The 12517-nt window shown below is 45.3% G+C and carries 13 protein-coding genes; 4 read left to right on the top strand and 9 right to left on the bottom strand.

The genetic code is table 11. The annotated features are described in order from the left end of the window. Positions 1 to 3: 3 nt before the first annotated feature. From rsfS to T2812B_RS04160, 5 genes are read right to left on the bottom strand one after another with little or no spacing between them, the layout of a single operon-like run. Positions 4 to 336, bottom strand: a complete 333-nt coding sequence (gene rsfS, locus T2812B_RS04180) for a ribosome silencing factor (protein ID WP_004082754.1) — start codon at positions 334 to 336, stop codon at positions 4 to 6. 17 nt (positions 337 to 353) lie between these two features. Beyond that, positions 354 to 2174 (bottom strand): glutamine--fructose-6-phosphate transaminase (isomerizing), encoded by a 1821-nt coding sequence (gene glmS / locus T2812B_RS04175; RefSeq protein WP_004082756.1) that lies wholly within the window; start codon positions 2172 to 2174, stop codon positions 354 to 356. Continuing rightward, entirely contained in the window at positions 2146 to 3129 is a 984-nt protein-coding gene (gene plsX / locus T2812B_RS04170) for a phosphate acyltransferase PlsX (protein WP_004082759.1), read from the bottom strand. Before plsX ends, glmS begins: the two co-directional genes overlap by 29 nt. Before the next feature lie 4 nt (positions 3130 to 3133). Next, positions 3134 to 3316, bottom strand: coding sequence for a 50S ribosomal protein L32 (rpmF, locus tag T2812B_RS04165; RefSeq protein WP_004082761.1), 183 nt, complete (start codon positions 3314 to 3316; stop codon positions 3134 to 3136). A gap of 3 nt (positions 3317 to 3319) precedes the next feature. Beyond that, complete coding sequence (locus tag T2812B_RS04160; RefSeq protein WP_004082764.1) at positions 3320 to 3868, bottom strand: DUF177 domain-containing protein; 549 nt, start codon at positions 3866 to 3868, stop codon at positions 3320 to 3322. 557 nt (positions 3869 to 4425) lie between these two features. Here T2812B_RS04160 and T2812B_RS04155 point away from each other — a divergent pair. After that, positions 4426 to 5073 carry a lactate utilization protein gene (locus T2812B_RS04155; protein WP_008193985.1) on the top strand — a complete coding sequence of 216 codons (648 nt, stop codon included), beginning with the start codon at positions 4426 to 4428 and terminating at the stop codon, positions 5071 to 5073. Between the two features lie 23 nt (positions 5074 to 5096). On the opposite strand, the gene T2812B_RS04150 is transcribed toward T2812B_RS04155, so the two are convergent. After that, on the bottom strand, positions 5097 to 6968 hold the full coding sequence (locus tag T2812B_RS04150; protein ID WP_008193983.1) for a DUF4914 family protein: 1872 nt from the start codon (positions 6966 to 6968) through the stop codon (positions 5097 to 5099). A gap of 198 nt (positions 6969 to 7166) precedes the next feature. On the opposite strand from T2812B_RS04150, the gene pheA reads away from it, so the two are divergent. After that, entirely contained in the window at positions 7167 to 8825 is a 1659-nt protein-coding gene (gene pheA / locus T2812B_RS04145; protein ID WP_008193980.1) for a prephenate dehydratase, read from the top strand. Between the two features lie 16 nt (positions 8826 to 8841). On the opposite strand, the gene T2812B_RS04140 is transcribed toward pheA, so the two are convergent. Next, a complete protein-coding gene (locus T2812B_RS04140; protein WP_008193979.1) occupies positions 8842 to 10146 on the bottom strand; it encodes an alkaline phosphatase in 1305 nt (434 codons plus the stop codon). A gap of 92 nt (positions 10147 to 10238) precedes the next feature. Next, the gene (locus T2812B_RS04135; RefSeq protein ID WP_004082774.1) at positions 10239 to 10688 is read right to left on the bottom strand and encodes a flavin reductase family protein; all 450 of its coding nucleotides are present in this window, start codon (positions 10686 to 10688) and stop codon (positions 10239 to 10241) included. Positions 10689 to 10738: 50 nt separating this feature from the next. Here T2812B_RS04135 and T2812B_RS04130 point away from each other — a divergent pair, with 50 nt between their 5' ends. Beyond that, complete coding sequence (locus tag T2812B_RS04130) at positions 10739 to 10984, top strand: DUF370 domain-containing protein (protein WP_004082776.1); 246 nt, start codon at positions 10739 to 10741, stop codon at positions 10982 to 10984. Beyond that, complete coding sequence (lgt, locus tag T2812B_RS04125; RefSeq protein WP_004082778.1) at positions 10981 to 11862, top strand: prolipoprotein diacylglyceryl transferase; 882 nt, start codon at positions 10981 to 10983, stop codon at positions 11860 to 11862. Before T2812B_RS04130 ends, lgt begins: the two co-directional genes overlap by 4 nt. On the opposite strand, the gene rdgB is transcribed toward lgt, so the two are convergent. Next, positions 11810 to 12400, bottom strand: coding sequence for an RdgB/HAM1 family non-canonical purine NTP pyrophosphatase (gene rdgB, locus T2812B_RS04120; RefSeq protein ID WP_008193975.1), 591 nt, complete (start codon positions 12398 to 12400; stop codon positions 11810 to 11812). The genes lgt and rdgB overlap by 53 nt on opposite strands. Positions 12401 to 12517: the final 117 nt, after the last annotated feature.

Here is a 12517-nt window from a genome sequence, read left to right as displayed (position 1 = left end):
TCCTCAAACACTTATCCTGTCCGCGTCTATCCAGAGTCCTTCAAGGTCGTAGAAATCTCTTCCTTTCTCCGTGAAGATGTGGATCACAACACTACCCGCATCTATGATCAACCATTCGTATTCTTCGCCTTTGTCATAGTAGATCAAGGGTAGCGACAATTCCTTTATCAGATCGATCAGTTCGTCCCTCATCGCCCTCATATGGGTGTAGGAATTCGCCGTAAAAATCACAAAGTAATCCGTTGGAACAGGTGTTTTTCTCATATCGAGCACAACTGGGTTCTCTCCGCCTTTCTCAGAGATCTTTTTCAGGATCTTCCTCAAAACATCTATCACCTGGTTTCACCTCCAGATCACTCCACAGTGACACTCTTCGCAAGATTTCTGGGCTTATCCGGATCCAGTCCTTTCAAATCCGCTATATGATAAGCAAACAGCTGTATAACCGGAGCCATCATGAGCGGATAGAGACTCTCATGGGTTGGGGGAACATGAATGATATCACCTGTGATCTCTTCGAGACTTCTGTTACCCTCCGTTCCCAGAACAATCACAGGTGCATTCCTCGATTTAGACTCGATCACGTTGCTCTTGGTTTTGAAGAACAGACTATCGTCCGGCATCACAGCGAAAACTGGAAAATCAACATCCAGAAGGGCTATGGGACCATGTTTGAGTTCGCCCGCCTGATAGGCTGTGGCATGTATGTACGTTATTTCCTTCAGTTTCAAAGCGCCTTCCAGTGCAGTGGGATAACCGTATCCTCTTCCTATGTACATGAAGTTCCTGTAATCTTTGTATTTTTCAGAAAGCTCCCTTATCTGAGGATCCTTTCTCAGCACGTTCTCCAGAAGTTCTGGCATACGAACGAGCTTGTCCAGAATCTCTTCTGCTTCCCTATCCCAGTAGCCGTTTATCTCCATTATCTTCAGCCCGAGGAGATACAACACCGCAAGTTCAGCCACGTAGGTTTTCGTCGCGGCAACTCCTATTTCGGGACCCGCGTTCATGAAGAGCGTCACATCGGATTCCCTATCGAGTGTGGAACCTACCACGTTCACAATTGAAACGATCTTTGCACCGTGTTTCTTGGCAAGTCTAACAGATTCAAGGGTATCTGCCGTTTCCCCAGATTGTGAGATGGCTATCAGAACATCTCCTTCCTTTATGTGAGGCCTCTTGTATCTGAATTCAGAAGAGACCTCGATTTCAACATCTATATCCGTGTGATTTTCCAGGAAATATTTGAACACCAACCCTGCATAGTAACTGGTTCCACACGACACCACACGGATTCTATCTGCATTCTTTAGAAGCTCTTCGTAGTACTCGAGCTCTTCAAAAAATGGTCGATCGTTCTTCACTCTTCCAACGAGTGCATTCACAAGAGCTTGCGGATCCTCCATTATTTCCTTGTACATGAAGTGTTTGTATCCACCCTTCTCTGCCGCTTTTTCATCCCAGTTAACGTGGTAAACTCTCCTCTGCTGCTTCACCCCGTCCGTGTTGTAAATCTCAAATCCATCCTTTCTCAAAACCATCACGTCGCCGTCTTCCAGAAAAACGACGTCTTTTGTAAACCTCAAAAGGGGAGTCACATCCGACGCGAGAATCCCCACACCGCTTCCAATCCCGGCAACAAGGGGACTGCCTTTCCTTGCAGCAACAATGGTGTCAGGAACATTTTTGTGAACAACCGCGATCGCGTAGGCTCCTTTCAACTTCTTGACGGCTTTCAGGACGGCATCAAGCAGATCGCCTTCGAACTCTTCTTCCACAAGATGAGCGATCACTTCGGTATCCGTTTCCGACGAAAAAACGTGTCCTCGTTGCTCCAGAAACTCCCTTATTTCTCTATAATTTTCAATTATGCCGTTGTGAACCACCGCAATTTCTTCCTTACAATCCATATGAGGATGGGCATTCATATCGTTCGGCTCACCATGTGTGGCCCATCTTGTGTGAGCGATCCCAACGAAGAATCTATCGTTCAGCTTTTGTTTGAGTCCGTTCTTTAGAACATCTATCCTTCCCTTCTTTTTGTACACTCCGAAACTATCACCCAAATAAGCGATACCCGCTGAATCGTAACCTCTGTATTCGAGCTTCTGAAGTGATGTCACAAGATCTTCGAGTTTCAAATTCTCACCGACCATCCCCACTATTCCGCACATGGGAGATCCCCCTCTCTATCTCCTGAACGATGTTCACTCTAATACCCTTCTCCGCAACTTTTATAGCATGCTTTATGGCCTTTGCATCTGAAGATCCATGCGCTTTCACAACGATTCCTTTCACTCCCAATATAAAAGTACCTCCATAGGACCTGGGGTCGAGCTTCTCTTTCATCTTGTCAAAACTTCTCTTCATGAGAAGCGCCCCAAGGAGGGAAAGAAATCCTCCATCCTTTATAGACTCCTTCAACACACTCGTGACCAACTTTGCAGTACCCTCCATGGTTTTCAACGCGACGTTCCCTGAGAAACCATCAGCCACCACAACATCAACGGTGCCAAGGTTTATATCGTGGCCTTCAACGTTTCCAAAAAACGTATCTCCGAGAAACTCCTTCAAAAGCTGATAGGCTCTTTTGATATCATCTGGTCCTTTGTTTTCTTCAGATCCCATATTCAGAAGACCAACTCTTGGGTTTTCTGCTCCCAGAACCTTGGAGTAAGCGATTCCCATGAAAGCAAAATCAACCAGATGCTCTGGTCTGACCTTGGCGTTCGCCCCCGCGTCGATGAGAACGGTAGCTCCCTTGAGCGAAGGTACGGCTACTCCAAGTGCGGGTCTTTCGATGCCTTCCAGTTTACCCACGATTGAAGTGGCACCAAGAAAGAGAGGACCAGTGGCACCAGCGCTCACAAACGCATCCACTTTTCCCTCGGAGAGCAACTTCAAGCCCATATGCATCGAAGAGTTCTTTTTTCTGAGAACTTCCAGAGGAGGATCGTCCATTTTAACGATTTCAGAGGCAGAAACAAAGGGAAGACCTTTGTTCTTCACTATTTCTTCGGGTCCGATGAGTACTATCTCTCCCTCAACTTCTTTTGAAGCCAAAAGAGCGCCCTTCAAAATTTCATCGGGCGCTCTGTCACCACCCATCACATCGATCGCTATTTTCACTCTATCACTCCGATATCTCAAGCACCTGTTTTCCTTTGTAGTAACCGCAGTGTAGACAGACCCTGTGTGGCATCTTGTATTCTCCACAGTTTGGGCACTTCTCAAGAGGCACGCTTATTGCTCTGTAGATCTTCGCTCTCTTGTGATGAGTTCTCGATCTGGACCTCTTTTGCTTTGGAACAGCCATCTTTTATACCTCCTCGTTTTTGAGTTTATTTTTTAACTCGGCAAGGATTTCGAATCTGCTGTCAACCACAGGAATTTTATCACATTTATGATCGGGCTCTTCATTCAAATTGGCACCGCAGTAGGGACACAACCCTTTGCAGTCCGGTTTGCACAGAACTTTTTCTGGAATGGCAACCACTATTGCTTCGATGATTCTTTCTGAAAGATCGAATTCCGTTTCATGATAGTATATGATGTTTTTCAAAGATTCAAGTTTCTCTTCTTTTACATTTTTTCTCATGCTTTCTGGTAGATAGAGAGCTTCTATGACTCCTCTTATCTCAACACGAGCGGGTTCAAGACATCTGGCACAGGGGTGTTCTACCGCCGTGTGAACGTATCCACCAACGGTGAAACCATCTTTTGTCTTTGCAACGACCATTTTCACCTGAACAGGTTCCAGGAATCTGCAAAAGCCAACATCGAGTTCTATACCGTCCTTATCAAAGATGCCTTCCAGAAAGAATCGCTTCTTTTTTTCTATTTCCGAGAGTTCTACTTTCCAGTTCATTTTCTATCACCTCTTTTCAGGATCAATTATACTGCTATTATTAGTAGTAGTAAATAATAGGGGACGCAGGTGGTAGGTTTCGAGTATTGAAATTTTTGAACAGGCTTCTGATGAGGCTTTTAATGATGTCTGCAACTTACCACCCGGGTGGTAGGTAAGTGGTAGGTAAGTGGTAGGTTTCTCTGAAATCGGCTTGGATACTGGATTTTAGGTGGTAGGTTTTCTGTAACGCTCATTAAAAGGACGTTGTAGAATCTTGAATCTGAACGGTAATATTGTTTGTAAAGACTAAAATAGTCTATTGATGAGAGATTCAGAAACCTACCACACTGAAGTTGTCCTAAAATGGTCAATACAGAGTTTGGTGGTAGGTTTGCTTTGCATATATTCAGTTTCATGCAATTGTTTGTCTATTTAATACAATATATGGTATGTATTTAAAACTCAGATACTACAAAATGTACACAAAACCTACCACTAAACCTACCATTTTAGTTTCAGTTAATAAGATTTTCTCTATAAATCACACAAATTCAACAAAAAGGAGGTATAGAGTTATGAGCTTGAGAGAGGAACTATGGCTATGGAAAAAAGAGAAACTCGCAGAGCACGTGGCTAACAACTTAAGAAAAAAGAAACATGAGGTATGGATTGCTCGTGATCGTGAAGAAATTCTTGAGAGAGTGAAAGAGCTTATCCCGGAGGGTGCAACGGTATCGGCTGGTGGTTCCCTCACCCTGGCAGATACAGGTGTGATCGAACTTTTGCGCAGTGGCAGGTACAACTTCCTCGACAGGGCAGCTGCCAAAACGAGGGAGGAAGTGGAGGAGATATACAGAAAGAGTTTCTGGGCCGACTATTACTTCACCAGTGCGAATGCCATAACGGAAGATGGAAAATTGGTCTTTCTCGATGGGAACGGTAACAGGGTAGCCGCCGTTGTTTTTGGACCAAAAAACGTGGTTGTGATAGCGAGTGTGAACAAGGTGGTGAAAGACGTAGAGGAGGCGAGAGAAAGGCTGAGATACATCTCTCCGATGAATTCGAAACGACTGAATCTGGAAACACCGTGTACAAAAACAGGATTCTGTGCAGACTGTTCTTCTCCTCAGAGGATCTGTGACTACTTTCTGGTAGTGGAATCTGGGGTGAGACAGCCGGGAAGGTTCAAGGTGATTCTGACGCTGGAAGACTTCGGACTTTAAAAAAGCGGGGAATCCTCCCCGCTTTAAAAATTCATCGGTATGATCTTGAGATAGTCATCGAGAGATCCGTCGTCGAGACAGCACTGGATGATTTCTCTTCCCACGGGATTCAGGTCTTCGGTCAGGAATTTTTTCAGTTCTCTCTTGAAGAAGTCTTTCAACTCTTGAGCACCCTTTTCGTAAGCTTCGTCACCTACTTCGGATTGCAAGTGTGGCTGCAGAAGTTCTTTCGGAATGGTGTTTCCTTCGATCTTCATCTCTTTGAGAGAAAAACCTAGGAGCGAACATTTCGATGGAACGAGCTGGTCTGGTCTGAATCTGACGCCGCCCCTCCTTGAGAGATACTCTCTTGCAATCCACTCCGGCATGAACCCTACTTTGTAAGCGCCGATGTACTGATTTGGTACGAGGATGTATCTTGTCTCTGGTGTGTCTATGATCTGTTCAAGAAGTATGTTGGCGAGTCTTACCATTTTTCCAGAAGAGAAGGGCCAGAAGGATCCTACTCCTTCGCTGGTCATACCTTTGGTGCTGACAATGCTTGGATTTGCGTGTCCTCTTGGTGCTACCAGTCTCCAGAGCCATGCCAGCGCAGGGGGCAGAATCTGCATCAAACCCACGATCCCGTACGTTGGTTTTTCTTTTGTGCAAGGAGGAGTTCTCACTCCAAAGCTTCTCACATCCACTTTCACGGGTTCGGAAACCGCGTTCTTCATAAAACGTTTCGGTATGATGACACGCGGGTTCGGACACGGTTTTCCTGGTTCATCTTCGATGTGTTCCCAGATCAATGCGGTTGAGTTTGGAACGGCGTAGATGTTGAGGAATATGAGCGGTTCAGGCGGATGTATGGTCAGCCTTTCCAGATCCGGAGCGCTTCCGTATTCTGTTATGTGGTCGACCCTTATGAACCATCCAGCTTCCGCGTCTTTGGCCACGAGTTTCTTTCCCGTCTGGAGCTTTGGATGGCACATAAACATATCATCTGCTACAGGCATGAGAACACAGGATTGTTTCAGTTCCATATAGAATTTTTCACCGGTCACAATGTTTTCGGCGAGCTTTATTCTCCCATCCGGTTCTCTGTGTATCTCCTCGAGAATTTCACTCTTTCCTCCTCCACTTGCCCCTTCGTGCATGATCACGAGTTCGTTTTCGTAGGGTGTGATAACCTTCACTGCAGATGCGTGCGCGGTGACCCATTTTTCTTTCTCGCCTACGTGGAGAAGAAATCCATAGACTCCTTTCTTGGCGCTGGGTCCAGGATATAGGTTGTAGGCGAAGATTTCATAATGAGAGTTGTGTCTGTAGTGGACGACCACCTGTTTGCCGTCGAAGTGTGTGTGTCTGAAAGGCGGGGCTAAGAACATGTAGAGTTTGGGTTTGAAATTCTCGGGAACTTCGCTGGCCGGTACGAAGAACTGGAGATCGGCAAGACCGCCAACGAAGAACCCGGCGTTTTTGGGGGCTATCAGAACGGCAGGATATCCGTAATCGTATCCACCGGCCATGAAAGGTAGCAGGATCAACTCCTGTTTTTTCAGCCACTCGAAGGTTTCCTGTCGAATAGGTTCGAATTCTTTTCCGAATCTTTCTCTGAAACGTGGCTTGTCCGTTTCCAGATCGTCACCAACTACGAGTGCGTTTGGGTCTCTTCGTCTCATGTACGGTTCGGGGTAATTGACCACGAGGCCATTTTTACAGCGAGTGACCGTTGCTTCGACCACGAATCCTTTTCCGGGAACTTCATAGCCTACTTCAAAAAGGTCTCTACCGGCTATGGCAAGGTCAAGTATTTCTTTCCTGCTCTCTGGTATTATTATCTCGGGGGCGTTTTCTATGATATCTCTAACTTCGTCAGAAAACACGAATCTGTCGAGAATAGCTGTTTTCACTTTATCACCCCTCCACGATATGGTGTTCAAGCCAGATTATACCACGCGTCATTATGTAATAATTATGTGTGAATTCAAATTTCCCTGTACGTAATTTGAAATTTCCTTTAAAAGAATGAACAAAAAAAACAGTTGATGATTAAAAATTCCGTGTTGTAGAATATTTTGGGAGATCGGAGTTCAAGGAGGTAGGATAATTTGAAAGTATATGTTTCCGGGAAAGGAACTCTTATGGATGCTTTGAGAAAGGAACTGGAAGATTCAGAGTGGCAGCTTTCCGAATCGATCGAAGACGCGGATCTCATCGTCTCGAGTGAGATTCTGAATGTACCATCTTCGGATCAGAGAGTAGTGGATCTCTATCCCATCAAGGAAAAATCAATTCCGTTTTACAAGGAGAAATCGATTCGCTTTGCAAGTATCTTTCCGGTCTTTCACGGAGAATTCGCTTACTCTGAGTTTTATGTTGTTGAGAAGGTCACCGATGAAGCAATCGAGAATTTTCTTGATTTTCTGAGAAAATTGGGTGTTGTGTTAAAGGACGTGTCATGGGATGATTATGTGAAACTTCTGGACAGGTCGTGTGCTGTTTTCTATCTTGGTTCAGCATTTCGGGATCCCTCTTTGATCGATCACGTTTCTTATCTTCTTTCCTGGAAGGAAGAGAAAGAATCGTTTCTGAGACGGGGGAAAGAAGTCGTATCAAATCTTGATGAAGGAATCGCTCCTGAAGAGACACCCAACATCGTCGCAAAAGTCCTCGCTGCTTTGAGAGATCCTTCCAATATCACTGAGATGAGACACAAAATCAGGTTGATAGATTTCATACTGCTCAGGTTTATCGAAGAGAGAATGGAAGTGGCAAGAGATGTCGCAAGAGAAAAGAAAAAGACAGACTCTCCCATCGATATAAGGGATATAGAAGAGCAGAAGATAAAGGAGATTCTGGACAGAACAGATCTCAATCCCGTTAGAATGAGACGCATATTCGAAGAAATAATGAAGCTTGCCAAAGAAGAAGAGTACAGATTACTTGGAATTTCCAAGACGGTGGCCGTGCTGGGGCCCATGGGAAGTTTCAGTGATGAGATGGCCATGAAACTGATAGGTTCAAGAATACCCCTGAAGTACTGTTCCACAACTGACGAGATCATAGAAATGGTGGAAAAAGGCGAGGTAGATTACGGGATCGTGCCTATTGAAAATTCCACCTACGGGACAGTCATCCCTGTGCTGGACGCCTTGCTCAACCATGAAGTGGAGGTGTTTGGTGAAGCGAAACTCGAAATACACCACTGTCTCGTGTCAAAGAAAAAACTGGATCTGAAGGAGATAAAAAGGATCTACTCTCATCCCCAGGCCATATCTCAGTCTCTTGGATTCATCAACACGTACCTTTCGCACGCTGAGATTCGGTACACTTCTTCGACGAGCGACGCTGTAAACCTCCTGGATGACGAATCCGCTGCCATCATGTCAGAGAGTGCTGCAAAGATGTATGGGTTACTCATATTGCGGAGGAGCATTCAGGACTTGAAAGAAAAGAATATAACGAGGTTCTACATCATAAGAAGGAAAACAGGAAAGATGGAAGGAAAATACACCTCACTTTTCTTTGGAGTTCAGGACAGACCGGGCTCCTTGAAGGCAGTTCTGGATGTCTTCGCAAGCAGAGGAATAAACCTCAGAAAGCTGGAGTCAAGGCCCGCAAGGACGTTCTTGGGAGATTACGTGTTCTTTGTGGAAGTTGAGGCACCTTTGAAAGAAGAGGATATCAGGGACCTGGAAAGGGTCACGGCGTTTTACAAGATCATAGGTGTGTTTGATGAGATAGAAGAGCTCGATGTGTTCAAATGAGGGGGCAGATCGCCCCTCATTTCGTTACGGGTTCTTTCAGAAGTGGATACTGAAGAGAGTATCCGGTGACTTTCATTATGATCCTTGGAATCTCGGTGTTGTCGAGAAATCCGGTGAAGTTTTCGGCACCCGGACCAAAAGCGAAGATAGGAACGGGAATTCCCGAATGTGTCGTGGTGGTCCACCCAATGCCAACCTTTTCTCCCAGTATCCTTCCAAGTTCGACCTTTGGATTTTGGGACATGGAAATCCTGTTCAGATCCTCATCAGAAAGAATCAAACCGAAATACTCTTCGATGGCCTTTTTGAATTTCTCCCGATCTTTTGGAGAGTAATTTGCCATGATCCAGTCCGTTGTCCTTTTGAAGTTTCTGATTTTGTCCACATCTACTCTGTAGTCACCCGAAGAAAGTCCCAATCCACCCGTTTCGTGGTCGGCGGTTACGATGACGAGGGTGTCTCCCCTCTTCAGGGCAAAATCGAGCGCTACCTGAACGGCTTTGTCGAATTCTACGACTTCTTTCCAGACCCCGTAGATGTCGTTATCGTGGGCTTCCCAGTCTATCTGAGAGCCTTCCACCATGAGGAAGAAGGGTTCATCATCTTTCGACAGTATCTCGAGCGCTTTTTCCACCATTTCATAGAGCATCGGCTGCTCCTTTCTGCTACTTGCAGGATCCAGGTGACTTGGTGCAAAGAGAGCGAGTATTTTATTCGAATCCGCGGAGATTTTTGAGAGTTCCTCTCTGGTTTTCACGTATATATACCCTTTTTCTTTTGCAAGTTCAATCAAGTTGAGGTTGTCATCTCGTTTTCCACCGAGATCCTTGGGAAGAAAGTTTGCCCAACCTCCACCCATCACCACATCGACTGTTTCATTCTCAACGAGTTGTCTTGCTATTTCGTTCTCTTCACCTCTACTTTTAACGTGTGCGTAGAAAGCAGCCGGCGTCGCATGTGTTACTCTGCAGGTAACAACGATACCCGTTCGAACTCCGTAGGTCTTTGCCACTTCGAAGATAGTGGGTACCACCGTTCCATCGGGGAGAATGTTGATCATGCCGTTGTTCGTTTTGAACCCCGATGCCAGCGCTGTGCCCGCTGCTGCGGAATCAGTCACCCAGCTGTTTGCGGAATGTGTCTTCACAAGTCCGATGTAAGGAGTCTTCATGAACGAGAGAGGTCTTCCTTCGAGCATGCTGGTGAGATAGACTTGAGAAAGACCCATACCGTCTCCAATGAAATAGATAACGTTCTTCACCTGAGAAAAAACGAGCGCGACCAGCAGGGAAATCAGTATCAGCGTAAAAAGCCTTTTCATCCTCGATCACCTCCCTACTTCAGTGTACGTGGACTTTTTTCGAGCTGTTTTAAGAAACGTGAAAAAATAAAGGCAGGGGCGAGCCCTGCCTTTCACAACAGTTCGTGTTCTCCGAATATGAGAGGAGGCTCATCTTTCAGTACTTTCTGCCTTCGCACAGTTCCGATGTAGACGATGTGATCTCCCGCTTCAAACTGTCCAGTCTTGTCGCACTCAATGTAAGCGATTGTTCCTTCTGGAATGGGAAGGTTCCCTTCGCTCATCGTGTAGGGATATTTTTTGAATTTGTCTGTGTTTCTGCCAGAAACAGTTCCGAAGTATTCAGCTATTTCTTTTGCGTCTTTTCCGAGAATGCACACAGCAAAGGAATCTGTCCTGTCCATGAGTTCTCTTGTGTATCTGGTTTTTCCTATCGAAACGGCCACCATGGGAGGTTGCCAGGAAACTCTCGTCACCCACGCTACAGTGATCCCGTTGAGTTTCCCTTCCACGTTCACGGTTACTATAGCGGTCGAGGTGTAAAGTTTTCCCAGAGCATCCATTATTTCACCCCCCTAAAAAATGGTATCATACTCACTGTGGAGGTGGAAAAGTGAGTTTTGTTTCCTTTGGAAGAAAGGTGTTTCTTCCAAGAGAAAGAGTGATAGCCGTTATGCCTATCAGTACTTCTGTGGAAAAGAGGCTCAAAAACGTGGATTTTTACGCGAACAAAATAATAAACGCGACGTTTGGAAAACAAGCAAGAACCGCGGTAGTTATGGATAGTGGACATGTTGTACTCATTCCTACCAGATACAAAATAGCACTGAGAGTTATCTGGGGGCGGAGAAGAAAATGAAGAAAATCCTCGCTTTTCTCTTAATTGCTGCTGGATCGACGCTTTTCTTCGTTTTTCTGTTTATTTTTCTATCAAAAGTTTTCAGTGGAGAAATTCTGCTCAGCAGGTACATATTTCGAATCGGAGGCTTTGAACTCAGATGGTATTCCACTTTGATTCTCATGGGCTTTTTGATCAGCTACTTTGTGGCAAGAAAGAGAGCGAAGAATGAAGGCATAAACTTGGAAGAATTCGATGAGCTCATTTTCTACGGAGTGATAGCCGGTATTGTTGGAGCGCGCCTTTATTATGTCTTGTTCAATTTGAAGTATTACAGAAGTTTGTGGGATGCTTTGAAGATCTGGGAAGGAGGACTTGCCATACATGGAGCTGTGATTGGTGCTCTTCTCACAGGCTTCTTGTATGTTCGATTGAAAAAGCCTTCCTTCACTTTTTTGCAAGCAACAGACTTGTTCACCTCCGTATTGCCGCTGGGGCAGGCGATAGGAAGATGGGGAAACTTCTTCAACTACGAGGCATTCGGTGTTCCCACGAACCTTCCGTGGAAAATGTTCGTGCCAGAGCCCTACAGACCCGTTGTGTACAAAGATTATTCCTTCTTTCATCCTACGTTTCTTTATGAGTCCATATGGGATCTGCTGGTGTTTTTCATGTTGAGTGTTTATTTCAAAAGGTACAGGAAAAGGCACGGCGAAGTAACGTGCCTCTATTTTGTCCTCTACTCACTTGGAAGAATCGTGATAGAGAGATTGAGGGTCGATAGCCTCATGATTGGAAACATAAAAGCTGCTCAGCTGCTGAGTGCCGTGCTGATTCTCCTGGGATTCACCGGTTTTCTGATTCTAAGATCTTCTCAAGAACCGAAAAGAGCTTTCTGAAGGCCTTTGATCTGTGACTGATTTTTTCTTTGAGATGAGGGATTTCGCCGAAGGTCTTATCGTATCCATCCGGTATGAAGAACGGATCGTATCCGAAACCGCCTGTCCCTCTTATTTCGTTGGCTATTCGGCCTTCTACTCTGTCTTCAACAGAAATAAGGGTGTTTTCCACAGGATCGAAAAAGGTAGCACTGCACACGAAAGCAGCTTTTCTATCTTTTCCTTCAAGCATCTTCAATATGGTTCTCATCTTCTCTTCGTAGGAGTGTTCCTCCATGAACCGGGCGGACATGACACCGGGGAATCCTCCCAGGGAATAGATGACCAGTCCGGAATCGTCCGCCATCACAGGATGTTTGAGTTTTTTCCCGTAGACCAAGGCCTTTTTCACGGAGTTTTCCAGAAACGTTTCACCGTCCTCGACTACTTCGATTTTTTCGGGAGAGGGCAGAATCTCCATCCATTTTGGAGCGATCATCTTTATTTCTTCAACTTTGTGTGGATTCGTCGTTGCAAGGTAGACGGTCAGTTTTTTCATGTTCTCTTCCCCCTTTCAAATAGGATTCTACAGGAACTGGTTGGTTCCTTTTTCGTATTGAAATTTAGTTGTAAAATAAAGTCTGGTGCGGAGTGTTTCAGAAAGGAGGGAACTGTC

This window comes from Thermotoga sp. 2812B, from assembly GCF_000789335.1.
Taxonomy (GTDB): Bacteria; Thermotogota; Thermotogae; order Thermotogales; family Thermotogaceae; genus Thermotoga; species Thermotoga maritima.
This window is presented reverse-complemented; position numbering and strand designations above follow the sequence as displayed.

Bases quoted from the DNA above. Each gene is read 5' to 3' on its own strand.
- lgt (WP_004082778.1), top strand. From the start codon at position 10,981: ATGAAGAAAATCCTCGCTTTTCTCTTAATTGCTGCTGGATCGACGCTT.
- rpmF (WP_004082761.1), bottom strand. From the start codon at position 3,316: ATGGCTGTTCCAAAGCAAAAGAGGTCCAGATCGAGAACTCATCACAAG.
- glmS (WP_004082756.1), bottom strand. From the start codon at position 2,174: ATGTGCGGAATAGTGGGGATGGTCGGTGAGAATTTGAAACTCGAAGAT.
- T2812B_RS04160 (WP_004082764.1), bottom strand. From the start codon at position 3,868: ATGAACTGGAAAGTAGAACTCTCGGAAATAGAAAAAAAGAAGCGATTC.
- T2812B_RS04155 (WP_008193985.1), top strand. From the start codon at position 4,426: ATGAGCTTGAGAGAGGAACTATGGCTATGGAAAAAAGAGAAACTCGCA.
- T2812B_RS04135 (WP_004082774.1), bottom strand. From the start codon at position 10,688: ATGGATGCTCTGGGAAAACTTTACACCTCGACCGCTATAGTAACCGTG.
- T2812B_RS04140 (WP_008193979.1), bottom strand. From the start codon at position 10,146: ATGAAAAGGCTTTTTACGCTGATACTGATTTCCCTGCTGGTCGCGCTC.
- rdgB (WP_008193975.1), bottom strand. From the start codon at position 12,400: ATGAAAAAACTGACCGTCTACCTTGCAACGACGAATCCACACAAAGTT.